The organism is Larkinella arboricola (genome assembly GCF_003259745.1).
In the GTDB taxonomy this organism is placed as follows: Bacteria; Bacteroidota; Bacteroidia; order Cytophagales; family Spirosomataceae; genus Larkinella; species Larkinella arboricola.
This window is the reverse complement of the sequence record NZ_QLMC01000007.1, coordinates 258,025-282,760: the sequence shown is the minus strand read 5'-3', so window position 1 is coordinate 282,760 and position 24,736 is coordinate 258,025. Positions and strand designations below refer to the sequence as shown.

Annotated in this window: 23 protein-coding genes; 12 read left to right on the top strand and 11 right to left on the bottom strand. The window is 53.5% G+C overall.

The annotated features are described in order from the left end of the window. The first annotated feature begins 106 nt into the window (after nt 1-106). Nucleotides 107-643, top strand: coding sequence for an outer membrane beta-barrel protein (locus LX87_RS24945; protein ID WP_146624548.1), 537 nt, complete (start codon nt 107-109; stop codon nt 641-643). 16 nt (nt 644-659) lie between these two features. Beyond that, nucleotides 660-1,613, top strand: a complete 954-nt coding sequence (locus LX87_RS24940) for a hypothetical protein (RefSeq protein WP_111631012.1) — start codon at nt 660-662, stop codon at nt 1,611-1,613. 177 nt (nt 1,614-1,790) lie between these two features. Here LX87_RS24940 and LX87_RS24935 read toward each other — a convergent pair whose 3' ends face one another. Both LX87_RS24935 and LX87_RS24930 read right to left on the bottom strand, forming a co-directional pair. Beyond that, nucleotides 1,791-2,285: a helix-turn-helix transcriptional regulator gene (locus LX87_RS24935; RefSeq protein ID WP_111631011.1), complete on the bottom strand. Its 495-nt coding sequence runs from the start codon at nt 2,283-2,285 to the stop codon at nt 1,791-1,793. Nucleotides 2,286-2,418: 133 nt separating this feature from the next. After that, nucleotides 2,419-3,489 (bottom strand): DNA/RNA non-specific endonuclease, encoded by a 1,071-nt coding sequence (locus tag LX87_RS24930; protein WP_111631010.1) that lies wholly within the window; start codon nt 3,487-3,489, stop codon nt 2,419-2,421. Between the two features lie 106 nt (nt 3,490-3,595). On the opposite strand from LX87_RS24930, the gene LX87_RS24925 reads away from it, so the two are divergent. The 3 genes from LX87_RS24925 (at nt 3,596) to LX87_RS24915 (ending at nt 6,498) form a co-directional block, all read left to right on the top strand. Next, on the top strand, nt 3,596-4,837 hold the full coding sequence (locus LX87_RS24925; protein WP_111631009.1) for a BaiN/RdsA family NAD(P)/FAD-dependent oxidoreductase: 1,242 nt from the start codon (nt 3,596-3,598) through the stop codon (nt 4,835-4,837). A gap of 87 nt (nt 4,838-4,924) precedes the next feature. Further along, a complete protein-coding gene (locus LX87_RS24920) occupies nt 4,925-5,743 on the top strand; it encodes a purine-nucleoside phosphorylase (protein WP_111631008.1) in 819 nt (272 codons plus the stop codon). Nucleotides 5,744-5,772: 29 nt separating this feature from the next. Next, nucleotides 5,773-6,498, top strand: coding sequence for a peptidase M10 (locus LX87_RS24915; RefSeq protein WP_111631007.1), 726 nt, complete (start codon nt 5,773-5,775; stop codon nt 6,496-6,498). Here the strand turns inward: LX87_RS24915 and glgP are convergent. The 3 genes from glgP to LX87_RS24900 form a co-directional block, all read right to left on the bottom strand. Next, the gene (gene glgP, locus LX87_RS24910; RefSeq protein WP_111631006.1) at nt 6,495-8,153 is read right to left on the bottom strand and encodes an alpha-glucan family phosphorylase; all 1,659 of its coding nucleotides are present in this window, start codon (nt 8,151-8,153) and stop codon (nt 6,495-6,497) included. The genes LX87_RS24915 and glgP overlap by 4 nt on opposite strands. A 149-nt stretch (nt 8,154-8,302) precedes the next feature. Further along, nucleotides 8,303-9,148, bottom strand: a complete 846-nt coding sequence (locus LX87_RS24905; protein ID WP_111631005.1) for a sugar phosphate isomerase/epimerase family protein — start codon at nt 9,146-9,148, stop codon at nt 8,303-8,305. A gap of 66 nt (nt 9,149-9,214) precedes the next feature. Further along, on the bottom strand, nt 9,215-9,544 hold the full coding sequence (locus LX87_RS24900; RefSeq protein WP_111631004.1) for a tetratricopeptide repeat protein: 330 nt from the start codon (nt 9,542-9,544) through the stop codon (nt 9,215-9,217). A 173-nt stretch (nt 9,545-9,717) separates the two neighbouring features. Here LX87_RS24900 and LX87_RS24895 point away from each other — a divergent pair, with 173 nt between their 5' ends. The 5 genes from LX87_RS24895 (at nt 9,718) to LX87_RS24875 (ending at nt 14,244) form a co-directional block, all read left to right on the top strand. Next, a complete protein-coding gene (locus tag LX87_RS24895) occupies nt 9,718-10,455 on the top strand; it encodes an electron transfer flavoprotein subunit beta/FixA family protein (RefSeq protein WP_111631003.1) in 738 nt (245 codons plus the stop codon). A 128-nt stretch (nt 10,456-10,583) separates the two neighbouring features. Continuing rightward, nucleotides 10,584-11,546, top strand: coding sequence for an electron transfer flavoprotein subunit alpha/FixB family protein (locus tag LX87_RS24890; protein WP_111631002.1), 963 nt, complete (start codon nt 10,584-10,586; stop codon nt 11,544-11,546). Nucleotides 11,547-11,660: 114 nt separating this feature from the next. Next, entirely contained in the window at nt 11,661-12,260 is a 600-nt protein-coding gene (locus LX87_RS24885) for a bifunctional nuclease family protein (RefSeq protein WP_111631001.1), read from the top strand. Nucleotides 12,261-12,332: 72 nt separating this feature from the next. Further along, entirely contained in the window at nt 12,333-14,042 is a 1,710-nt protein-coding gene (locus LX87_RS24880) for a glutamine--tRNA ligase/YqeY domain fusion protein (RefSeq protein ID WP_111631000.1), read from the top strand. Nucleotides 14,043-14,046: 4 nt separating this feature from the next. Further along, nucleotides 14,047-14,244 carry a hypothetical protein gene (locus LX87_RS24875; RefSeq protein WP_111630999.1) on the top strand — a complete coding sequence of 66 codons (198 nt, stop codon included), beginning with the start codon at nt 14,047-14,049 and terminating at the stop codon, nt 14,242-14,244. A gap of 100 nt (nt 14,245-14,344) precedes the next feature. Here LX87_RS24875 and LX87_RS24870 read toward each other — a convergent pair whose 3' ends face one another. After that, the gene (locus tag LX87_RS24870; RefSeq protein ID WP_111630998.1) at nt 14,345-15,310 is read right to left on the bottom strand and encodes a YihY/virulence factor BrkB family protein; all 966 of its coding nucleotides are present in this window, start codon (nt 15,308-15,310) and stop codon (nt 14,345-14,347) included. A gap of 173 nt (nt 15,311-15,483) precedes the next feature. On the opposite strand from LX87_RS24870, the gene LX87_RS24865 reads away from it, so the two are divergent. Continuing rightward, nucleotides 15,484-15,954, top strand: a complete 471-nt coding sequence (locus tag LX87_RS24865) for a Dps family protein (RefSeq protein WP_111630997.1) — start codon at nt 15,484-15,486, stop codon at nt 15,952-15,954. 158 nt (nt 15,955-16,112) lie between these two features. On the opposite strand, the gene LX87_RS24860 is transcribed toward LX87_RS24865, so the two are convergent. Next, on the bottom strand, nt 16,113-17,762 hold the full coding sequence (locus LX87_RS24860; protein WP_111630996.1) for a Na+/H+ antiporter: 1,650 nt from the start codon (nt 17,760-17,762) through the stop codon (nt 16,113-16,115). 108 nt (nt 17,763-17,870) lie between these two features. Here LX87_RS24860 and LX87_RS24855 point away from each other — a divergent pair, with 108 nt between their 5' ends. Continuing rightward, entirely contained in the window at nt 17,871-18,812 is a 942-nt protein-coding gene (locus tag LX87_RS24855) for a serine hydrolase (RefSeq protein WP_229310815.1), read from the top strand. 233 nt (nt 18,813-19,045) lie between these two features. On the opposite strand, the gene LX87_RS24850 is transcribed toward LX87_RS24855, so the two are convergent. The 4 genes from LX87_RS24850 to LX87_RS24835 all read right to left on the bottom strand — a co-directional run bounded on the left by LX87_RS24850 (nt 19,046) and on the right by LX87_RS24835 (nt 23,999). Then, complete coding sequence (locus LX87_RS24850) at nt 19,046-19,891, bottom strand: ThuA domain-containing protein (RefSeq protein ID WP_111630994.1); 846 nt, start codon at nt 19,889-19,891, stop codon at nt 19,046-19,048. 14 nt (nt 19,892-19,905) lie between these two features. Beyond that, nucleotides 19,906-21,081: a Gfo/Idh/MocA family protein gene (locus tag LX87_RS24845; protein ID WP_111630993.1), complete on the bottom strand. Its 1,176-nt coding sequence runs from the start codon at nt 21,079-21,081 to the stop codon at nt 19,906-19,908. Between the two features lie 63 nt (nt 21,082-21,144). Continuing rightward, nucleotides 21,145-22,548 carry a putative oxidoreductase C-terminal domain-containing protein gene (locus tag LX87_RS24840; protein WP_111630992.1) on the bottom strand — a complete coding sequence of 468 codons (1,404 nt, stop codon included), beginning with the start codon at nt 22,546-22,548 and terminating at the stop codon, nt 21,145-21,147. A 26-nt stretch (nt 22,549-22,574) separates the two neighbouring features. Then, nucleotides 22,575-23,999, bottom strand: coding sequence for a Gfo/Idh/MocA family protein (locus LX87_RS24835; protein WP_111630991.1), 1,425 nt, complete (start codon nt 23,997-23,999; stop codon nt 22,575-22,577). Between the last annotated feature and the right edge of the window lie 737 nt (nt 24,000-24,736).

Genomic DNA, 24,736 nt, shown 5'->3' with positions numbered 1-24,736 from the left:
TCTGCGCAAAATGACACCTCCCGACCTTTTCTTGTCCCCTATCTTTGTTACCGAAATCGGCACAAAAACCGATTCATTTTCAAACAACAAAAACGAACTGAACAGCATGAAAAAGTTAACCTTACTCACCCTGCTGGCGTGGCTGATTGCCGTCGCCATGATGCCTTCTGCCAACGCGCAAACCATCGAAAAAGGCACTAAATTCCTGAATGCCGGTATCGGTCTGGGCACCTACACGTACCGCGGTCTGCCCATCGGCGCATCCTTTGAATACACCGTAAAAGACAACATTTCCGTGGGCGGCTCATTCGACTTTTCCCGTTACGGCTACAACAGCGGTGGTTACAAATGGAGTTACACATTCCTGTTTTTTGCAGCCCGGGGTACTTACCATTTCGGTGAAATCTTAAACATCAGCGATAGCAAATTCGACCCCTATGCCGGTCTCTCCCTCGGGGTTCGCACATCGTCCTACCGCGATAACGCCGGTTATTCCGGCGACTACTACAGCCCCTACGGCAATTCGGTATTCCTGGGTCTGCACGCCGGTGCGCGGTATATGCTTTCGGAAAAAATCGGTGCTTTTGGCGAAGTAGGCTACGGTGTGGCCGCTCTGCGCCTGGGTGTCAGTGCCAAATTCTAGCCGAACGAAACAACCCATGAGAAAGAATTTTCTTGCCATAGCGTTGGTGACCGTTGCCGGTGGGTGGTGGATGGCCGCCCGCCCCGGCGACATCGTAACGGACCTGGGACTGACCACCGAGCAGGTTCGGGAAGCTGCGTTCGACAACATCACCTCCGACCACCTCTCGCTACCGTATACCAGCACGGTCCGGCAACTTGCTAAAAAAATACCGGATGGCTCGCGGGCTGCGGCCGTAAACGCCCTGGGGGCCGTCGTGCGTTCGTATGCCAGTTCAACCGATTTTCGGACCCGCTACCAGGACTGGTTAAAGGACAAATACCGCATCAGCGACGAGCAGACCCGGGAAGCCGCGCAAGCCCAAAGCACCTCGATTAGCGACGCCCAATCGATGTACAACCAGCAGGTCGCCATGATTCAGTCGACGTACAGCCAGATGCCTCCGGCTACGCTGGCCATGATGATTCAAAGCCAGATTGAGATGACTCAGCAGGACCTGGCCGACGCGGATGGGGCCGAAAAAACGGCCAAAACAAAAGATCTGGCCGAATTGAAACGGTTGCAGGCCCTGTCGAAAACAAACCCGGCTGAGTTTAAGAAGCAATACGTCGTCCACTTCAATAAGATGCTCAGCCAGCAGGCCGCTGCGGATCAGGACAAGATGGAAGAAGACCTGGCCCAATCGAAGCAGAAGGCCGCCGACTATCAGAAACGGCTGGCTGAATACAAAGCCGCGTCCAACCTGAATACCGTCCTGAAGCAGCACCTGAAGGAATTTATTGCCCTGACTGGCTCGATTGATTTCGACGCGCAGCTGACCCGCAACGGTTCCAAAATGGAGTTTGTCAAGCCTGAATACCGCAACAAATCTTCAAACTGGAAACTGTTGTTCCGCATGGGTAAAGAGCCGGTTCTGGCCGCCCGATCCTTTGCACAGAACTGGGTTACTGATCTGGAAAACAAAAAATAACCACCAACTCCAATACTAGATACAGAAACACCGCTGGCAAAGCCAGCGGTGTTTCTGTATCTGCCCAATCCTGTCAGGCTTGTTGCCAAAAAAAGCCGCCTTTTGGGCAGCCTTGGTGACAAAGAAAATGGAAATGGCTATAATAGAGATGGTAGGTGGGGCAAAAGGGATGAAAAATTAGCAGGTCGCCAACTGAAACGCTTTCGGATTATGGCCCGTCCATTTTTTGAAGGCCCGGCGGAACGAACTCGGTTCATCGTAGCCCATCACAAGGGCAATTTCGTTGATGTTGTGCTGTGTGGTACGGATCAACCGCAGGGCAATATCCCGGCGGGCGTAATCGACAATTTCGCGGAACGTAACGTCTTCGGCCTGCAACCGGCGCTGAAGCGATCGAACCGACAGGCCCAGTTCGTCGGCCACATCCTCAATCTGGGCCGATTGCTGATGATCAAGTCGGCGCAGCACAATGGCGCGGGCCTGCTCGGCCACGGGTTGCGCCTTCAGATGCCCGGTTCCGTATTCCATCGCCTGGCAGACGTGCTCGTATACTTCGCTGGGGTTGATTCCCATGCGCAGGCAAATGGCTTCAACGTGATCTTTATTGCCGTTCAGGGCAACGTTCAGAATGGTCTTTAATGAATGAAAAGGTGTTGTCGATTTAGGGTACATGTCGGTAGCAGAGCAAAGTAGATTACGTAATGATGATGCTAAGTAATCCAACTTTTCCGCCGACCGAAACCGTAAAGGGTCCAAAGTGCAGGAAACACACGTTGAAGTGATAATTTAGGACGTTCAACTGCAATCATAAACGAAACCAGTCGGCAATCATCCTAGCGGGCCGGGCGCTTTCGAGTTGCTGTTCGAGCTGGTCGGGAATCTTGGGAAAGAAGTCAATCCCGGTACGGCGCTCTACCTCATCAACCGGCACCACAAACTGCTTCAGCGACCGTTCGGAACCTTCATTTTTGAGTAGAAACGCAATCATCCGAATATCCGGATTGTTGCAGTACAGAAGCACTTTGTAATAATATTCCGGAACGGCCACCTGATTTTTTTTGCCGATGGTCGGCAGTCCCGGACGCAATACCGGCCCGGTAACCACGTAAAGTCCTTTGTCGCGCAGGGCCCAGACCCGCACCTGTTCTTCGAGCTGCCGCCAGATGCCGCGGTTAAAGTCCGGCGCCTGCGGACTGATGTTGCTCATGTAAAACGTCTGCCGCATCATCTGCTTCGAAAATTTGAAATCGCCCGCCGGAGCCAGGTGCCCCCGGTCGTAGCCGGAACGGGTGTAATCCGACGCCAGGGCCGAGCCGGTTGTAACCATCGGGTCGGGCTGAAACTGCTCGTTTTTCCGGTCGGCATCGCCCAGAATCTCGTCTTCCAGCAAAGGATACGCCACCCAGTCGGCCTGCTCATATTCTTCGCGGTACCGCAAGGTGTACCCGTCGTGCCGAATAATGGCATCGGCCCCCTGAAACGCGGGCAGGGTAAAGTCAACGGCTTTTTCAAAATCGAACAGCTTTTTGCGGCTGCTGGCTCTTGGCGCTTTCCGGGTCGTTTTACTTCCGGAACGGGCTTTTTCCAGCATCGACCGGTCGTCCGAAGCCTCGGTATCGGTATGGTCCGACTCCACAACCGGGCTGGGTTCGGGCGCTTTGTACGGGTTTCGCGACGAGATTTCCCGCCGGTCGGCCTTCAGCCCAATCAGGCTTTTTATGTCATTCCAGAAGGCCACCACCGGTTCTGTCCGACCGCCGTAGTGGAGAAACAACCCAATCAGAAAAAAAATAAACAAGAGCACCAGCGTATTGCTACGCATCCGGAATCCGCGCCGATAATAGCGCCGGGAACGAAAAGACGAACGAAAAAACATGGGGCTAAGTTACGAATACAATCAACAGATGATAAGTCCTCTTTGTTGGCGACACCCGATTCTGTATTAATTTCGTTGTTTTTTACGCATTAACACCCGGCTCTCTATGCCGTCATTCAAAATTATCGTCATCGGCGGAGGAGCCGCCGGTTTTTTTGGGGCCATTACGGCCGCCGAAACCTTTCCGGACGCCGACATTACACTGCTCGAAAAAAACAAAACCGTCCTGAACAAAGTCCGGATTTCGGGCGGAGGGCGCTGCAACGTCACGCACGACTGTTTCGACAACCGGAAACTGATCAAGAACTATCCGCGGGGCGAAACGTTTCTGCGGCCGCTCCTGAAGCAGTTCGACGCGGCCTCAACCGTCCGCTGGTTCGAAAGCCGGGGTGTCCGTCTGAAAACCGAAGCCGATGGCCGAATGTTTCCGGTTACCGATTCGTCTGAAACGATCATTACGTGTTTATTGCAGGAAGCGCGTCGGCTGGGCGTTCAGATTCGGACCTCCTGCGGAGTGAAATCCCTGACGCAACGGGATGGGAAGTGGCAAATCGACCTCCTTTCGGACGAAACGCTGCTGGCCGACCGGGTGCTGGTGGCCGTTGGGGGGTATCCGCAGGCGGCTTCGTACGGCTGGATTCCGGACCTCGAAAACTCGTCGAACTCCCATACGGCGCTTGTTTCGCCGGTGCCGTCCCTGTTTACGTTCAACACGCCCGGCAACCCGCTGCTGGCTCTGGCGGGGGTTGCAGTTCCGGATGCCATCGTGCGCCTTGTCGGAACGAAGCAGGAACAGCGCGGTCCCGTGCTGATCACGCACTGGGGTTTTAGCGGTCCGGCGGTGTTGCGGCTGTCGGCCTGGGCCGCCCGCGACCTGGCCCAGTTGGAATACCGCCACGAAATCCGGATCAACTGGCTGGCGGCCCTGAACGAAAATCAGATTCGGGAACAGATTCAGGCGTTTCGCCAGCAACACCCCAAAAAGCAGGTCGCTTCCCAGGCCCTGTTTGGTTTACCCAACCGCCTGTGGACCGCCCTGGCGACCGAAGCCGGTATTACCCCCACCGACCGTTGGGCCGAATTAGCGGGCAAAGCCCAAAACCGGCTGATCAACCTGCTGACCAACAGCACCTATGCGGTTTCGGGCAAGAGTACCTTTAAGGATGAATTTGTCACGTGTGGCGGTTTGGCGACCACTGCCGTCAAATCAGAGACACTGGAAAGTCTAACGCAACCGGGTTTATTTTTTGCCGGGGAAGTGCTGGATGTAGACGGTATTACGGGCGGTTTCAATTTCCAGAATGCCTGGACCACGGGGTTTGTGGCCGGTAAACATATCGGGTTATAAAGCCAGCACGGTTTTGCCGATAACCGCCCCCGTAGATTCTTAACCGGTTTCCTGCCTTTCGATCACGATACGCTTATTTTCCACGTAATGACTATTGATCAAATTCAAAAAGCCGCCGATTTTATTCGGTCATTCAACACGCCCGCACCCACCGTCGGCATCATTCTTGGAACGGGACTCGGCGCACTCGCCCGGGAAATTAAAACGGACGTAGAAATACCGTACGAAACCATTCCGAACTTTCCCCTATCGACGGTCGAATCGCATTCGGGGAAGCTTCTGCTGGGTACGCTGGCGGGAAAACCGGTGATGGTCATGCAGGGGCGGTTTCACTTTTACGAAGGCTATTCAATGCCGCAGGTAACGTTTCCGGTGCGGGTGATGAAGTGGCTGGGCGTCCAAACCCTGCTGATTTCCAACGCAGCCGGAGGGCTCAACCCCGGTTTTCAGGTCAGTGATTTGATGCTTATTGAAGACCACATCAGCCTGCTGCTGACCCAGAATCCGCTGACCGGCCCGCACCTTCCGGCCTTCGGTGACCGCTTTCCCGACATGAGCGAACCGTATCATCCGAAACTGATTCAGGAAGCGGAGGCCATCGCCAGAGAACTCGGTTTTCCGGTTCAGAAAGGCGTTTATGTGGGCGTTACGGGTCCGCAACTGGAGACGAAAGCCGAATACCGGATGCTGCGCCAGTGGGGCGCCGATGTGGTAGGCATGTCGACGGTGCCGGAGGTCATGGTGGCCCACCAGATGGGCCTTCAGGTTTTTGCCTGCTCGGTGGTGACGGATTTGTGCATTCCGGAAACGCTCGAAAAAGCCAGCCTGCCGAAGATTCTGGCCGCTGCCGCCCGGGCTGAACCCCAGCTAACGGCTTTGTTCCGGGAACTGGTGGCCCGGCTGTAAAAACTCCTTATCTTTACTAAAAACGTTCGATGCCCGCACGCCCCTTTCCGGACCAGTTGGAAAACTTCAATGTTTTCAAAAACGAAGCCGAGCAGACCATCACGGTTCTTACGCAGGTTTATTTATATGGATCGGTAGCCACCGAGGAACTGGCCGACCGGATTGCTCACAACATCGAACGGGTCTGGAACGGGCCGGAAATCATTCTATCGCTGGACGACACCGATTACCTGATTCAATTTCACATCAGCGGCCAGTTCATCGAAGATCCCCGGCCCCTGCTGAGCCGAAATCGTGACTACAAAAAAATCTTTTTCCGCATCGAAACGGCCACGGACAACCCGTTAGGCGGCATTTCATACATGGATGGTCGCAACAGCAACACCGGCTTTCTGCGGATCGATAACGTAGCCTTCGACGGTTCGACCACCGAAGCTCACGAAATGGGCCACGGCTGGGGCCTGGTTCCCGGTACGCCCGACGGCCACCCGCGGGACCTCAACCTGATCGGCAAAGGACAACCGGGCATCATGTACCCGCGCGGTACGCTCGTCGATCCGCAGTACCAATGGAACCCATCGGCAGAACCCGGTCAGTTTGGCGGCACGCTTAAACCGGACAAACGGCGTGTTACGCTGGATGACATCGCCATGCTCGGTCTGGATCAACTGCGTTACGACCGTCAGGGCCGCGCCCGGCTGGGCGGTTTGACCAACGTTTACCACGCCTACACCCCGCCCCTGCCGCTGGCTTAATATACCTTTTCGTAGTATTCGGCAGCCATCCGGTTCGAACCGAAAAACGCGTTAACGTCCTGCATACTCCGTAACGTCAACTGGTTCCAGTCGTCGGGCCGGTCGTAATACATCGGCAGAATCTCCTGTTCGAGCTGGTCGAAAAAGTGGTTACGGTCCTGATCGTCACGCTCGCCGGACGACAGATTGGGTGGAGCAACCGGCACAATAAACGCGTTTTTACCATGCTGGGCAAACTCGCAAATCCAGCCGTCGTAGGTTGAAAAGTTGATGCCCGCGTTCATGGCCGCCGTCATGCCGCTCGTACCGGAAGCCTCCCGCGTAACGACGGGCGTATTCAGCCACAGGTCAGAACCGTCTTTCAGGAGTTTGGACAACGCCAGTTCGTACCCGGTCAGCACGGCCATGTTCGGGTGCAGGTAACTGCGGTAAATCAGCGAGTTAAAAATGTGCGTGGCTCCCTCGTCGGACGGATACGGTTTTCCGGCCCAGATAAACTGGATTGGGTAGTCGGTCTGGTTCATCAATCGGTCAAACCGTTCGGCATCCTGTACCAGCAGGTCGGGGCGCTTGTAGCCGGCAAACCGACGCGCCCAGATGATGGTCAGCACGTTGGGGTCAAACAGTTTGCCGCACTGATCGGCCACCACCTTAAACAGGGCGGCTTTCAGAACTTTTTTGCGTTCCGCCACGGCCTTGCCATCGCCAGCCTGAAGGGCCTGTTCCAACTGAGGGTCGGTCCAGTAGCGTTGGTTCTGGGCGTTGGTCACGTGCGTGATTTCCGGAATATCGGGGTAGCCGCCCCACAAATGCCGCGACACCTCGCCGTGTAACGTAGAGACGCCGTTGGCCTGGCGACTCAAGCGCAAAGCCGCCAGCGAATGGTTGAACACGTTGTCGGTAATGCCGGTGATTTCCCGAACGGTTTCCAGCGGCACCCCGCCGAAAAAACTCATGACGTTCAGCTGGTTGATGTCGTGTTTTTCGTTTCCGGCATCCTCGGGCGTATGCGTGGTAAACACCATCCGTTTACGTACTTCGTCGGCACTACTCCATTTCCGGTAGAGATGAAAAGCCGCCGACACCGCGTGGGCTTCGTTCAGGTGATACACCTCGGGTTCGTAGCCCAGTTCATCCAGCAATCTGGCTCCGCCCAGACCCAGCACCATACACTGCGCAATTTTGGCCGACTGGATGCTGTCGTAGAGCCGCATGGTAATCGACCGGGCCAGCCAGTCGTTGCCGTCGATGTCGGTCGTCAGGAAAAACATCGGCACGGTATTAAAGTGCTTCGGATTCAGGTAATAGGCCCGCACCCAGACCGGCGTGTGGTGAACGTCGATGGTAAAGGTGATGCCGGTATCTTCCAGAAAGCTGTAAATTTTCTCCCGAAACTGAACGTCCATCGCGTTATCGGTTTTGCGCGTCTGGTCATAATAGCCGTACTTCCACAACATCCCGATACCGATCACATTCTGCTTCAGTTCGTAGGCGCTCCGCATGTGCGAACCAGCCAGAAAACCCAGGCCGCCGGAATACGTTTTCAGCGCCTGATCGATGGCAAATTCCATCGAAAAATAAGCAACCGATTTTTTAAACTGGGGATCAAATTCATAGGGATGGCGGTAAGCCTGCGGCAGCTGTGATTTTGTCATGAGGATAACAAGCGGTTGACTGAACCCTTCAGAATCAACGAAAGGCCGGATAGGTGATAAAAAAGAATGGGATAATCTGGTCGATGAGGAAGTTCCTCGTAAGTAACCAGATTACCCCAATCCATTGTTTAAGAAGTCTCAGCTTCCGCCTAGATTTTCTTTAGATACGCCAGACTTTGCGGCACCTGCTGCTGCGCCGACGGACTTTCGTCTTCGATGTAAAAATGCTCAATAGCGGTTTTTTGGGCGGCTTTCAGCACCGCTGGCAAGTTGATCTGTCCGGTTCCCAGCGCCACGTCATTCTCGGGCGGAGTGCCCCCGGACATATTGCCCTGAATGCCTTTTTTCAGGTCTTTCAGGTGCATCAGTTTAAAGCGCTTCGGATATTTCGCCAGCAGTTTGGCCGGGTCCTGACCGGGGAAATAAGTCCAGAGAATGTCCATTTCAAAACCGACATAATCCGGGTTAGTCTGCTGCACGATGTAATCGAACAGGGTACCGTCGCCGTAGGGTTCAAACTCAAAACCGTGGTTGTGGTACACAAACTGCAAACCTTTGTCCTTCAGTTGTTTTCCAATCTGGTTAAAATCACTGACGGTTTTTTTGGCATTATCCAGCGTAAATTTCCCCTCGTGCGGAATCCAGGCCAGCCGCACGTACTTGGCTCCCAGCGTTTTGGCGTTCTGGACCACCATATCCATTTTTTTCGTCAGGTCATCGTAGTTCACCCCGTGGCTTGTACACCGCATCCCGCGTTTGTCAAGCTCGGCGCGAATTTTGGCGGCTGTTTTACCAAACAGACTAGAAAACTCGATGTTGGTAATACCCATCGACTTGATTTTATCGAGCGTGCCGGGAATATCTTTCGCAAATTCGTTGCGCATGGTGTACGACACCATTCCGGGCGTATCTTTCAGCGATTTACTGAACCGCTGGCCAAACGAACTAACGGCCAGTAAACAACCAAAGACCGTCAGCAAGACGTATTTTTTCATAAAAAGCAGGTAAGTTTTAAGTCAATAAGGAAAGAACAGGCCGGGTCTACTGTCAGCAGATCGGTTTCACCAGTCGTCTTCGTCGTCCTGAAACATGCGATACGCCCGGTTTAACTCCTGGAGGGTTTTCTCGTTTTTCTGGGTTCGGGCGAGTTCGATTCCCTGCTGGTAGACCTCGGCGGCCCGGTCGCGGTGGCCCGTTTCGGCGTAAAGCGCAGCCGCGTGGTAGTAAGTCGGTAAATAGGCCGGATGCTGTTCGAGAAGTTTTGCCAGGTAATGCAGGGCCTGGGCGGGTTGTTCGTCGCGGTATTCCATCGCCAGTGCATAACTATTGAAGGGGTCGTCCGGTTGTTCGTCGATAAACTCAAGGAGTTGCTGAATTCGTTTTTCGTTCATTGGCCTGCGGTTTTCGGGATATGGTCCTGGGTAGCTTTTTCGCTGTTCAGAGCGTTAGAAAAAAATTCTATACCTATATATTATGGCTCATTACCAAAAAGTAGTATGCTTGCATACGTTTATTTCCGGCAAGTTTGTATTTTTGTCCATATTATATCTAAACCATAAACAATATGAAAATTTTAGTGTGTGTCACCAGTGTTCCGGACACGATCACCAAAATTACGCTCACCGACAACAATACCAAACTCAATAAAGCCGGGGTGCAATTCATCACCGGGCCCTACGACGACTACGCGCTTTCGCGGGCGGTCGACCTGAAGGAGCAACTGGGCGGTACGGTTACGGTTCTGAACGTGGGCGGTGCCGACGCCGAGCCCGTCATCCGCAAATGCCTCGCCGTGGGGGCCGACGACGCCATCCGGGTCAACGCCGAACCCACCGACGCGTACTTTGTCGCTGAGCAGATTGCCGCCATCGCTAAAGAAAATAACTACGACCTCATTCTGATGGGCCGCGAGTCGATCGACTACAACGGTGGACAGGTACACGGTATTGTGGGCGAACTGCTGGGCCTGCCGTCCATCTCGCCGGTCATGAAGCTGAATATTGAAGGCACGACCGCCCAGATCACCCGCGAAATTGAAGGGGGGCACGAAGACCTGGAAGCCAGTCTGCCGCTGGTGCTGGGCTGCCAGGAGCCGATTGCCGAGTGGAAAATACCCAATATGCGGGGTATCATGAGCGCCCGCACCAAACCACTCAAGGTGGTGGAACCCACGGGCAACGACACGCTCACGCAGGTGTCCAGCTACGAACTGCCGCCCGCCCGCGGTGCCTGCAAAATGATTCCGGCGGAAGAAGCCGAAACGCTCATCAAACTCCTGCGAACCGAAGCTAAGGTGATTTAAAATGAGTTAGTACACAGGGTTAATCAGAGGACATCAAAGTTTATCAGAGAAACTCCGATAAACCCTGATCATCTCTGATAAACTCTGTGTAATAATCCTCTTTCCCACTCATTAAACCCGATACAAAAATGTCAGTATTGATTTTTGCCGAACTGGATGAAGGAGCGTTGAAAAAATCTTCGCTCGAAGCAATATACTACGGCTCAAAAGTAGCCGAACAAACCGGCACCTCGGCCACGGCCATTGTACTGGGCGAAGCCAGCACCGACGAACTAACCAAAGCCGGCCGATTTGGAGCAGCCAAAGTGCTGCACGCCAGCGACGCCAAACTGAACGACGGCAACGCGATGGCCTACGCCAGCGTGGTAGCCGCAGCCGTCAGCCAGGAAGGGGCCGATGTAATCGTGCTGGCAAAGTCGTCGCTGGGCGACGCGGTGGCCGCCCGGCTGGCCGGAAAACTGAAAGCCGGTCTGGCGGCTAACGTCATCGAACTGCCGGATTTGAGCAGCGGTTTCCGGGTAAAGCGCAGCATTTTCACCGGCAAAGCGTTTGCCTTTACGGAACTGACGGCCGGAACGAAAATTCTGACCATCAAGAAAAACACGATTACGCCCGAAGAAACTGAGGCTACCGCTCCGGTGGAAGCTTTTACCGCCGGTTTGAACGATGTGGATTTTGCCGTGAAGGTAACCCATACCGAAAAAGCCACCGGCGACATTCTGCTGCCCGAAGCCGATGTGGTGGTGTCGGGAGGCCGGGGCCTCAAAGGACCGGAAAACTGGGGCATCGTTGAAGACCTGGCCAAAGCGCTGCACGCGGCCACGGCCTGCTCCAAACCGGTTTCGGACCTCGACTGGCGGCCCCACCACGAACACGTCGGGCAGACGGGGATCAAAATCAGTCCCAATCTGTACATTGCCTGCGGTATTTCGGGGGCCATTCAGCACCTGGCGGGCGTGAACTCATCGAAAGTCATCGTCGTTATCAACAAAGACCCTGAAGCTCCGTTCTTCAAATCAGCGGATTACGGTATCGTTGGCGACCTGTTTGATGTGCTGCCCCGGCTGACGAAAGCGGTGCAGGCGTTATAATTTGAGTAATTTGGGAGTTTACAGGATAACGGTTTTGCTGTTTTTTTAGTTATTGATGAAAAAACTCCTAATCCCCCAACCCTGTAAACTCCCAAACTCTATTAACTTTGCGTCGTGGAGAAGATCAGACTTGAAATCTTAGGCTTATCGCCCAGCCAATCGCAATCCGGTTCGTTTGCACTGGTATTGGGAGAAGAATACGGCAACCGACGGTTGCCGATCATCATCGGCATGTTTGAAGCTCAGGCTATTGCCATCGAGATCGAAAAAATTGTGCCCAACCGTCCGATGACCCACGATCTCTTCAAATCATTTGCCGACAAATTTGGCTTTACGGTTCGCGAAATCGTGATTTCCGATTTACGGGAAGGAATTTTCTTTGCCCGGATCGTTTGCACCGACGGCACGCGCGAAACAGTGATCGACGCCCGCCCGTCCGACGCCATCGCGATTGGCATCCGGTTTAACGTCCAGATTTACACCTACGAATCCATTCTTTCGGAAGCCGGCATCACCGCCAGCGCTGCCGACGAAGCCGAGGAACAACAGGAAGAACTGGTCCCCCAGTCGGCGTCCCGCTCGTCACGGTCCCTCACCGAGCAGCTGAAAGACATGACCTACGACGAACTCCAGCAATCGCTGGACGAAGCCCTGAAGAAGGAGGAATACGAAAAAGCCGCCAAAATTCGGGATGAAATGAGCCGTCGTAATTAGGACATTTTAGCTATTGTCATCGTTAATCGAAGGCCGTTTCTTTATGCGTGCCTTCATAACCTGTTATGTGGTATGTCTGAAATACCCAACAATACGGATATTCGTACGCCCGCTCCGGCGGAGCGATCGCTGAATTTTGTTGAGCAAATCGTTGAAGAAGATCTGGCCACTGGTAAAAACGGCGGACGCGTCCATACGCGCTTTCCACCCGAACCCAATGGCTATTTACATATCGGACACGCCAAGTCCATCTGCCTGAATTTTGGACTGGCGGATAAGTACGGCGGCAAAACCAATCTTCGTTTCGACGACACCAACCCCGTTACGGAAGATACCGAGTACGTCGAATCCATCAAGGCCGACGTTCGCTGGCTGGGCTTTGAGTGGGAAAACGAATTTTACGCATCCGATTACTTCGATCAACTGTACGAATTTGCCGAAAAGCTGATCCAGAAAGGACTGGCCTACGTGGACGATTCTACGGCGGAAGAGATTGCGGCTCAGAAAGGTACACCCACCGAACCCGGCAAGGAAAGCCCCTACCGTTCGCGGTCGGTGGAAGAAAACCTGGATCTTTTCCGGCGCATGAAAGCCGGTGAGTTTCCCGATGGTGCGAAAGTGTTGCGGGCCAAAATCGACATGGCGGCCCCGAATATGCACTTCCGCGATCCGATCATGTACCGCATCAAACACGCGCATCACCACCGCACGGGCGATAAATGGTGCATTTACCCGATGTACGATTTTGCCCACGGGCAATCGGATTCCATCGAGCAAATTACACATTCGCTCTGTACGCTGGAATTTGAGGTACACCGGCCCTTGTACGACTGGTACATCCAGCAACTGGAAATATTCCCGTCGCGCCAGATTGAATTTGCCCGGTTGAACCTGACGTATACCGTCATGAGCAAGCGGAAACTGCTGCAACTGGTCAACGAAGGACACGTGCGCGGCTGGGACGACCCCCGAATGCCGACCATTGCCGGTATTCGTCGGCGCGGCTTTACCCCGGCCAGTATCCGGGATTTTGCCGACCGGATCGGTATCGCCAAACGCGATAACCTGATTGACGTGGGGCTGCTCGAATTCTGCATCCGCGAGGAGTTAAATAAAACGACGGCGCGGGTCATGGCTGTGGTCGACGAGAAACCGCTCCGGGTGGTGCTGACCAACTATCCGGTTGGGCAGGTGGACGAAGTTTCCATCGAAAACAACCCCGAAGACCCCAGCAGCGGCCACCGTAGTGTGCCGTTCTCGCGGGAGGTATACATCGAGCGGGATGATTTCATGGAAAATCCGCCTAAGAAATACTTCCGGCTTTCGCCCGGCGGCATGGTCCGGCTCAAAGGCGCTTATATCATCAAGTGCGAGGAAGTAGTCAAAGACAACGCGGGCGAGATCATTGAACTGCGGTGTACGTACATTCCCGAAAGCCGGAGCGGTTCGGATACGTCGGGTATCAACGTCAAAGGAACCATTCACTGGGTTTCGGTAGCCCACGCCGTCGAAGCCGAGGTTCGGTTATACGACCGGCTCCTGACGGTTGAAGACCCGTCGGCGGAAGAAGGCGATTTCAAAAGTTTTATCAATCCGAACTCGCTCGAAATCGTGCGGGCGTACGTAGAACCAACCTTAAAAGCCGCCAAAACCGGTGACCGCTTCCAGTTTATCCGCAAAGGGTATTTCTGCATCGACCCGGATTCGACGGACGAAAAACTGGTGTTCAACCGCACCGTGACCTTGAAAGATACCTGGGCAAAAGAACAGAAAAAAGCATAACCGTATGGCCTCCCAAGAAAACCTACTCAAAGACGCTTCCGAAGTCATTGACAAACGGCTTCCGATTTCACACAAAGAAAGGCTGAAGGTTTCGGCCAGCGATGACGCCCAAACGCTGACCATCGACGGTCTGAGCGACGAAGAACAGGAGGTGGTGAAAGAGATTCTACGGAAAGAATACGGTTATCAGGGTTTGCAATAAACTCTTTTTGGCTATAACGAATAAGCCCCGGCAGGACTTCCTGCCGGGGCTTTGTATTATAAGGGCTTTCCCCTCACCCGGATAACGCCGGAACATTCCGTTAATTAACGGTTTCGGGTTTGGTTTTCTGGGGCGGAATGGCGTCCACGTCTTTTTCCTGTTCTTTCTGCTCGACGTACACGGCATACTCAGCAGGCTCAATCTTGATGCCGTAATGCTCGGCATATACTTTGGTAAATTCGGCTCCGAAGTACAGAATAGCCGCCGTATAATAAATCCAGACCAGAATGACGATCAGTGAACCGGCCGCTCCATAAGCCGATGCCGTGCTGGTGGTTTCGATGTACAGACCGATCAAATACCGTCCGAGCATAAAAAGCAGTGCGGTAAAAAAGGCGCCCCATCGAATGTCTTTCCAGGCAATTTTGGCGTCGGGTAGCACTTTAAAGATGACACCGAAGAGGATCGTAATGACTCCGAAGCTGATGATGAGATTCAGAATCTGGGCAAAAATAACGGCTACATCCGGTAAAAACCGCATCAGCATATCGCTAAGGGCCAGCACCAGACCGTTGACGATCAGCGAAACAATCAGCAAAAAACCCAGGCTAACAATGAGGGACGATGATAACAGCCGGTCTTTCAGCATCTTAAGCCAACCGCGTTTGGGCTTGGGTTTTATGCTCCAGATCATGTTGATCGAATCCTGAATTTCGACAAAGATACTGGTTGCACCCAGGATCAGGGTAGCAATACTGGTAATCAGGGCGGTGTTGGTTTTTCCGGACAACTCCACGCTTTTAATCATTTGCTGCACCTGCGCGGCTGCCTGATTGCCGATCAGACCATTAATCTGACCAAACACCTGCCCCTTAATGGCTTCCTCACCGAAGAAAATACTGGTTATGGAAATAAGCAAAACCAGCAGCGGAGCCAGTGAAAATACCGTATAATAGGCCAGTGCTGCGCTGAGTTTCAGGCCCCGGTCGTCGGTAAAACCGTTAAAAGCCCCGACCAGCAGCGTCCACGTATCGGTAAGGGTCTTTTTTAGTTTCGATTGTGCCATAACGTTGTTGATGAGGTTGGTATGAGCTTGTTAGGGTTGTCTGTATTTAGCTAGTAAACCAGAATGATACAGCGTTGTTTGGGATTTTGAGGTAAACAAACCGGCGGGGCAATGGTTTTTACCAGTGAGACTACGTAAAAGCCGTTTTTTCATCTTCAAGACAATCACACAACATGAAAATCAACATTGGTCTTTCTCAAGACACCCTCAAACAAGTAAATGACCTTTTAAATGCCTTCCTGGCTGACCAGCACGTATTATACATTAAAACCCGGAAATACCACTGGAACGTTGCCGGGCCGAGCTTTCTGGAATACCATGAATTTTTTGAGAGCCAGTACAAACAGCTTGAAGCGGCCATTGATGAGGTAGCCGAACGCATTCGAACCCTGGGCGGACGGCCGCTCTCGACGATGGAAGACTTCCTGAAAAACACGAGTTTAAAGGAAGACAAGAGCGCGGAAGTCAAAACCGCCGATATGTTTCAGCGCCTGCTGGATGATCACGAACAAACCATTCGCGAACTGCGGGAGGACATCAACAAATGTGAGGAACTGGAAGATGCCGGAACCGCCGACTTCCTGACCGCCCTGATGGAAGCCCACGAAAAAATGGCGTGGATGCTCCGGAAATATCTGTCGTAACGGACCAAACCAAACACCAATCCCCGGTTTCCTGACGGTTGCCGGGGACTTCTGTTTTAATACGCTCTCTGATGGGTGTTGCCAACGTCACTCCACCAGCCACACCTGCACACACCTCCGCCCCACCCCGGTCGCCTTCTCAAAAAGCACTTTGACTTTCAGACGGCTCCGCCAGCCTCATTGTCCGCCCCAATTGGCTGCAACCGGCGTAATTGCGTTTGCAAACTCAGGGTCCGAATGTCCAGTTCCTGCTCAATCCGGCGGATAATTTCTTCGCTGTAGGTTCCTTCTTTGTGCCACTGAATAATCAGATGGCGCTGGTGATTGACTACGGCCAGTTCACTCTGAACAAACTCCCGGAAGAACGTCGGTGCCGTGAGCGGGTCGCCTTTCCGGGGTCTTTCATCCAGTCGAAGGATGCCTTGCAGGTAATTTGAGTGCTGTTCAAACCGGCTTTTTAGTTCATTCAGGACCTCGTCGTGCAACGTCAGGGCCAATTCGCTCTCAATGAACGCAATCGAACTGGATGTAATTTTCATCCGGACTCGTTTTTCTTCCAGTTCGCCGATGTGCGTCGGTTCGTTTACGCCGAGCCTCCGGATGAAAAACGGCAACGTTAATCCCTGAAGTACGAGCGTGACGAAAATAACCATAAAGGAAAGAAACAAAACTTCGTTGCGCATCGGAAACGCCTGACCGTTGCGTAAGGTAAACGGTAAAGCCAGAGCCGTTGCCAGTGATACTACACCCCGCATACCCGCCCAGGACGTAATAAATAATTCACTGGGACTGAATTGCGCCGACTTTTTTCGTCTGGTTCCGAGCAGCCGGTACAGATATTCCAATGGAAAAATCCAGATGATTCGGGCGGCAATGGCCACCAGACTCACCAGAAAACCGTATCCGATCCAGGTCAGAATCGACTCCCGGCCAATGGCATTGACAACGATGGGTAGCTGGGAGCCAATCAGAATAAAAACAAACCCATTGAGCAGAAAAACCAGAATATTCCAGAAGCTGTTAATCTGCATCCGGGTCTGGAATGAAAATATTTCGTAGGAGTGCCAGGCCATGTAAAGCCCCATCGAAACCACCGCCAGAACACCCGACAGATGTAGCTGTTCGGCCAGCAAATACGTCACAAACGGCATCAGCAGCGTAATGGCCGTGGCCACCGTGGGATTTTCGAGCTTGTTGTGAATATGCGTGAAGATGTAGCCAATCGCCAGCCCAGTGATAATTCCGCCAGCCGCGATCACCAGAAATTGCCACCCGGCCTGCCAGAGTACAAAACCGCCACTGGTGACCGCCCCCACGGCATACCGGTAAGCAACCAGCGCCGACGCATCGTTTACCAGACTTTCGCCTTCCAGAATGGTAATGAGCCGGCTGGGCAGACTCAGACCGCGAATCGTGCTGGTGGCGGCTACGGCATCCGGCGGAGAAATAATCGCCCCCAGCACAAACGCCAGCGGCCACGTAAACCCCGGAATGAAATAATGGGCCACCGCAGCCACGGCCACGGTTGTAAAAAAAACCAGCCAGACCGCCAGCATGGTGATCGGTCGCCGGTAGGCTTTAAATTCGTGCCACGAAATATTACCGGCGGCTTCGTAGAGCAGGGGCGGTAGAAAAATTAGTAAGACGGTTTCCGATTCCAGGTGAATTTCCGGAATGCTAGGGCTAAAGCCCAAGACCAGACCCGCTGTCAGGAGCAGAATGGACTGGGGAATCTTCAGATTTTGGGTAACCCAGGCCAATGCCGTCAGAATGGCCATCAGGACGAGAACAATTTCAATTTCGGTCATTCAAAGGTCTGTGTAGGGAAAATGCGTACCTTGTCCGTTGCTAACGGCAACCCGCGAAAACACCCAATTTTGGCGTAATACAAGAAATTGAGTGGAACCGGTTTTCTGATGTCTCTACAACCGAATTATTTACCTATGGTTTTTTGCTGCCCTAAAGCACGGTGCCAGGGTTTTCTGGCCCTGTTTTTTTTACTCATCAGTTTTTCTGCGTTCAGTCAGTCAAAACCGTCGCTCAAGGAACTCCGCCAGCAGATTGAGCGGGAACTGAGCCAACAGCCGGGCACGTTCGCCGTGGCCTTTCGGGATTTAAAAACCGGGCAGGAATTGCTGATTCGGGAGCATGAGAATTTCCATGCCGCCAGCACCATGAAAACGCCGGTCATGATTGAGGTCTACAAACAGGCCGCGCAGGGACGGTTTTCCCTCTCCGATTCGATGCTGATCAAAAACGAGTTTAAGAGTATCGTAGACGGCAGCCCCTACAGCCTCAATGCCAGCGATGACAGTGATACGCTTATTTACACCCGGGTCGGCACCAAACGTCCGCTGTCGGCGCTAGTCTACGACATGATTATTGTCAGCAGTAACCTGGCGACCAACCTGGTCATTGAGTTAGTAGATGCCAGAAAGGTAACGCAGACCATGCGCGATTTCGGGGCAAAAAACATTCAGGTTCGGCGGGGTGTGGAAGATAAGAAGGCGTTTGATCAGGGCCTGAACAATACCACAACGGCCTACGACCTGATGGTGATTTTCGACAAAATGGCCTCCGGAAAAGCCGTCAGTCCGGAAGCATCGGCAGATATGATCCGGATTCTGCTTGATCAGCGTTTCAATACCGTCATTCCGGCCCAATTGCCCAACGACGTGAAAGTGGCCCATAAAACCGGTTCCATTGCTGGCGTTCACCACGATTCGGGTATCGTCATGCTGCCCGATGGCCGGAAGTATGTGCTGGTGCTCCTGGGCAAAGACCTCAACGACGAATCAGCCTCCGTCAGAAGCATGGCCACGGTTTCCCGCCTGATTTACGATTACGTCACCCACTAAGCCCTCATTCCGGCGCGTTCCCCATACATTCGCGACTGGAAGACAGTTTCTGTACGGCCCCGGCGACGACCCGGTGGTCAACTGCAAAAACGCCAGCCGCCCGGCAACCAAAGGTGGTCGAAAGGCGGCTGGCGTTCAGGAATTATGCCGTATGCTGGATTTCCGGGCCTTCGGCATCATATCCAAAGGCTCTTTTTCAGGACATTCTGAAATTACTGGAAAACTAACCGGTTTTAGTTAACCCGGATTGGCGAATCCCGCGATGCGGCATAGGCTTTTTTGAAATCGATGGTTTTGACCTGACTGGCCACGTAGCGGATGCCCTGGAAGATGTGTTTCATGAACAACGGTTCAGAGTAATCCTTTTTATCGTGACCAAGTGTGGTACACCAGGTATAACCGCCGTCAAAATGATAGTACCAGGCGGCTGGATATAACTGTGTAAACGTGCCACCGAACATCCGGACTTTTTCCGGCTCATCGGTGGTGATGGAAGTCAGGTCGTGGGCCATCACCACGGTCGGTCCCGGCGACATCTCCTTGGTAAAATAGAACTCGTCCTCTTTCTCCCAAATCTTGGGTAGCCCTTCCATCGACGGGTGTTTGGTGTCGATCACGTGCGTCCTGAACTTCTGAAACTTGGGGTGCCAGGCAAACGTACCGCCAATCATCCGCTTGAACCACGACCAGTTGCGCTCGGTTCCCGTCACCGAGTGAATGCCCACAAAGCCGCCCCCGGCTTCGATGTACCGCCGAAACGCCAGCCGCTGGGCATCGGTGTCAAACACATCGTTGTTGGTGCTGGGAAAAATCAGCAGGGTGTATTGTTGCAGGTTGGCTTCGGTAAAAACCGTGGGCTGGTCCGACACATCCACTTTAAAACCGTGCTCCTGCCCGAGTTTCTGGATGCCTTTGACCGCGTACGGGATGTTGTCGTGGACGTATCCTTTCCCGTTTTTTGTATACACCAACACCTTGACTTTCTTCCAGTTGACCGGCGTTCCGCTCTGGCTCCAGCCCGCAAACGAGGTAATCAGCACTAACAAACTGCAAAGAAATACCGTGGCAAATCGATTCATGCGTAGCTGGTAAATTAGGTTTTCAATTTTACATCCTGCGCCTGCTTCTGGGCTTTCAGGGCCAGTTCGGTAGCCAGGAAACAATGTGCCTGCGTCATGGCGGTTTCGGTCCGGTTCAGAATGTCATCGACAAGCTGTGTGCCGTACGGAGTCACCACCTTACTGCAATCAATCGTCTTTGTTTCCTTATTATCGACCAGGAACAGGTGATTCCCCCCCTCGCGCCCGCTGATGTCTACGTTCTTGCGCAGTTCCATAAAGCCTTCGGTGCCCAGAATGGTCAGCCGCCCGTCGCCCCAGGATTTCAGGCCGTCGGGCGTAAACCAGTCAACCCGGATATAGCCCGTTCCGCCGTTGCCGCGCACCATCACGTCGCCAAAATCTTCGAATTTTGGGTACTGCGGGTGGCTGGTGTTACCGGCCTGCGAAGCCACTACTTCGGCCTGCGTGGAGTTTGTGAAAAACAGAAACTGGTCGAACTGGTGCGAACCGATGTCGCAGATGATACCGCCAAACCGTTTTTTGTCGAAAAACCACTCGGGCCGCGTGCTGGCATTCATCCGGTGCGGTCCCAGCCCGATGGTTTGAATGACTTTCCCGATGGCCCCGGCCCTGACCAGTTCCCCGGCTTTGACGGTGGCCTTGTTCTCGAACCGCTCGCTGTACATGATCGAGTAAATCCGTTTGGTTTCTTTCTGCACCTTCCGAACGTCGGCCAGTTGGTCGAGCGAGGTAATACCGGGTTTATCGGCCATATAATCTTTACCCGCCCGCATCACCCGGATACCGAGCGGAGCGCGTTCGTCGGGAATCCCGGCGCTGACCACGAGTTGAATGGAGTTGTCGTCCAGAATTTCCTGTTCGCTGCGGGCCAGTTTGGCGTCCGGATACCGTTTGGCAAACGCAGCCGCCAGATCCGGTTCTTTGGCGTAAAAAGACACCAGTTGTCCGCCCCCGCGAATAACGGCTTCGACCTGGCCGTAAATGTGTCCGTGGTTCAGGCCAATGGCCGAAAACCGGATCCGGGCCGCACCAGCGGGGCGGCCGCTGCGGCTACCGGTATGTACCGAAGGCAGAATGGCCGGGGCCGCCAGAATACCGCTGGGCAAGGCGGTCAGGGCCGCCAACCCGGCCGCGCCGGCGACGGAATCCTTCAGAAACCGTCGCCGATTGGCTTGTGATTTGTTCATGTTTAAAGAGTCAATAAGTGAAAGACCGGTATGCATCGGGTGACTTACCTTTCGGTCTTTACTTTATTTGGTTGCTAGTTCAGCTTTGGATTTTTTAGCCAGTTCCAGGGCCTGGGTGGTCGTGTAATACTTGGCGATCATGTTCGGAACTTCCCACTCGGGCAGCGAACCGGCTTTCAGGTATTCGAGGTATTTCTCGGCAACCCGGCCAAAATGCGCTTCGTGACCTTCCTTGTACTTTTCCGGAACCACTACTTCCCAACCTTTGGCAATTTTCTTTACTTCCACACCCGGCCATGTTTTCTGAATAGTCGGCAATACCGTTTGCAGATCCGCCGTCAAATCCGCTTTCGGGTCAACGGCTTCGATATACAGCGTTGGTTTGTACTGCTGTTCGGCCCCCTGCCGGATAATCAGGTTTGCTTTCGAACCCCGCATGATTGAATAGTGGGTGTCGCCCGTGCCTTCCGGTGCTTTGTAGGCCCAGATCACAGACACCTTGGCGTGAACGCCTTTCAACTGGTAGTTGATTTCGCCGTTGCTGTACACCTTCAGGACGCTGTCTTTCACCACGTCTTTTTTCAGATAATCCGGGAAAGCCGCCTGCTTGGTAATCGCTGTAAACTGGCTCAGGGTCATGTCCGTGGGCCAACGGCGGGCCGACGTTAGCTGAATGTCTTTCTGGTAATCAAGCGTCTGTTCCGGAAAACACTCCCACTGCACCAGATCAACCAGGTGGGTGGTTACGTCCACAATGCCTTCGCCCTGCTGCGCCACATCCATGAACCAGGCCGGACGCGTCAGGATGCTGCCCGATACATTTTTGTAAAAATGGTGAACGCTCTCTTTCGTCACCGCCGGATTCTCGGGCGTGCCTTTTTCGAGCAAACCAAACACGGCCACCTGCTGCGAAAAAGCCCGTTGCAACATGGTCGTGATTTCGTAGCGTTCGGTCATGATGTCGTACAGCAGCACCTTATTTTTTTCGGCGGAGGAAAACGCTTCTTTCAACTGCTCGAAGTTAGCCGCATTGATGGCCATAGGCTTATCGGCCAGCACGTTAAAACCGGCTGAAAGGGTTTTCTGGATGTAATCGGTTTTCAGCTTGTTGTTACCCGCCATAACCACCACATTCCGCGCTTTGCCCTCGGCCTGGTCGGCCAGCATCTTTTCAAAAAAGTCAGTTCCCAGATACACATCTTCGTGCCAGTGGGTCGGGTCGTCGGAGCGGGTGTTGTAGCCCTGAATCCGGTCGAGGTGCAGCTTCACATCCGGCCCATCCGGAGCGTAGACGCTGACCGTCGAATCAACGTTATCAAACATCGATTTCTGCACCAGCGCTGCGTGGAAATGGCCGGGGTCCAGGGTAATCAGGTGAAACATGTCATCCTTTTTTTGGTCAGATGACTGACAGGAAAGAAACAGGGCCGCCAGCAAGAAGCCGCCCGCAACGGTGGATACGTTCATTCGGAATTAGTTTGGTTACGCGCAAGTTAACGAGATTTCGTGGATGCAACGGCCTTGATGGCATACGTTGAGCGTTGCGGCCGCGAGAGGAGGCTATTGGCCTCGGCATCATTTTTAAATTGTTCTTTTTTAGGGTCCCAATACAGTTTTCGGTTTAGTTTCATGGCCGCGTGGTGCAGCAGACAGGCCGTACAGGAACGGTGGCCTACTTCCGCCGGAGCAATCGGCGCCTTGCGGCTGACAATGCTTTCCAGCCAGTTGCCGTGGTGTTCCTTGCTCACCGGCAGGTGAATTTCGTTCGGGCCGATCACCGATTCAAGAATTTTGGGGTCGCTGGCGTCCAGCGCTTTGGCGGCCCGTTGTTTGGCAACCGGATCGCTGGCGGTGACGGCGGCATCGCCCCGCGACACAAAAATCCAGCCTTCGGTGCCTTCAAACCGGATGCCGTTGGGCAGTTCGTTGCTCACGATCATGTGAACGCCGTTTTCGTACATCGCTTCGGTGCGAAAAATACCGTGTACATTCCACAAACCGCTCTTCGGAAAATCCGCCCTTCCCCAGATTTCGATCGGGCCGGTGTATTCGGTATTCATGGCCCAGTGGGCGCAGTCGATGTGGTGCGACCCCCAGCCCGTAATCATGCCCGCGCCAAACTGTTCGCAGCGCAGCCAGCCCGGACGGTCGTAATCCTGCTGCGGATGCACCCGTTTTTCGGTGTAATAAACCTCCGGCGTGGTGCCGAGCCACATATCGTAATTGAGGTTTTTCGGGATGGGCATTTCCGGCTCCTCATTGCCCGACGGATCGCCGGGTAACCCGACGTACACGGTTTTCAACTGCCCAATCCGACCGTTGCGGACCAGTTCGGCGGCATACCGGAACTGGTGCGACGACCGCTGCTGGCTGCCCACCTGCATAATCCGGCCGGTCCGCTTGACGGCATCGGCCATCAACCGGCCCTCCGAAATGGTGAGTGAGGCCGGTTTCTGCATGTATACGTCCTTTCCCGCTTCAACCGAATGCACCACCATGGGAGCGTGCCAGTGGTCGGGGGTACTGATGATTACGGCATCGATGTCTTTATTCGCTATCAATTCGCGGTAGTCCCCGTAGACTTTCACGCCATCGTAGGACCCTTTCCCGGTTTTCTTCGCGTAAACGCTATTGACCAGCTTTTTGCCGTCTTCAGCCCGCTTGCTATCCACATCGCAGACGGCCATGATCAGAGCGTTGTCGTACTGCCACACCCCCGGCAAATCGTGACCCCGCGAGATACGGCCCACGCCAATGGCGCCCACATTGATGCGGTTGCTGGGGGCGTTTTTCCCGAATACCGAAGCCGGTACAATGGTGGGAAATCCGCCGATGAGCGCCGTCGATGCCAGCGTGCTTTTCGTTGCCAGATCGAGGAACTTCCGTCGTGTGACAACTGATTTCGTTTCCGGTTTCATAGAGATTAGCAGGGTTTAGAAGAAGTTTGTCAGATCTACGATTGGACTATCTTACTCGGTTCACAAATGCTCATTGACACATTTGCTCACTCTATAAGCGATCACAACGTGTTTTTTACTATTCATTCTTTCACGAAACCACAACATAAGCCATGTTTATCTGCAACGGGCAGCGTATCAGAAAGCCGACAGCCGCTGAAGGACTTATTTTTCCACTTAACCAAATTTTATTCGGCAACCATTTGGACATTTCTTACCTTTGCATCCGAATACAACACCCACTACTGATGAACACTAATATTAAATTATTTCAGTCCGCCCTTGGTCTGGCGATTGGTCTCTGGATGATTGCCTGCGGTGGTTCCGTCATGCATAAGAAAACACCGGCAGTCAAAACGTCTTCCAAAAGCAGAGTAGCCTCCAGCCTACCCGCCGGAAAATCCCTCAGCGTCACCCCTTCCGGGAACTTAACGGCGTTGTCGGCTCGCTGATCAAGGAACAGCTCAACGGTGCAGAGAGCCCATTGCGAATAAAACCCTGGCTTCTTCCCGCCGAGGTGTAGGTTTCTTTTTGCTTCATCCATAGCTTTCGGGCTCCTGTACGCCCGACAGGAAAAACCGTGTCTCGTTACGGCTGAAACCGCTACGTATAGCCGCTATAACGATGCCTTTAAATAGCCCGCTGAAACGGAAAGCTATTGCGTGTTTATGTTAGTTTAAGAAGGAAAATTGCGGCCA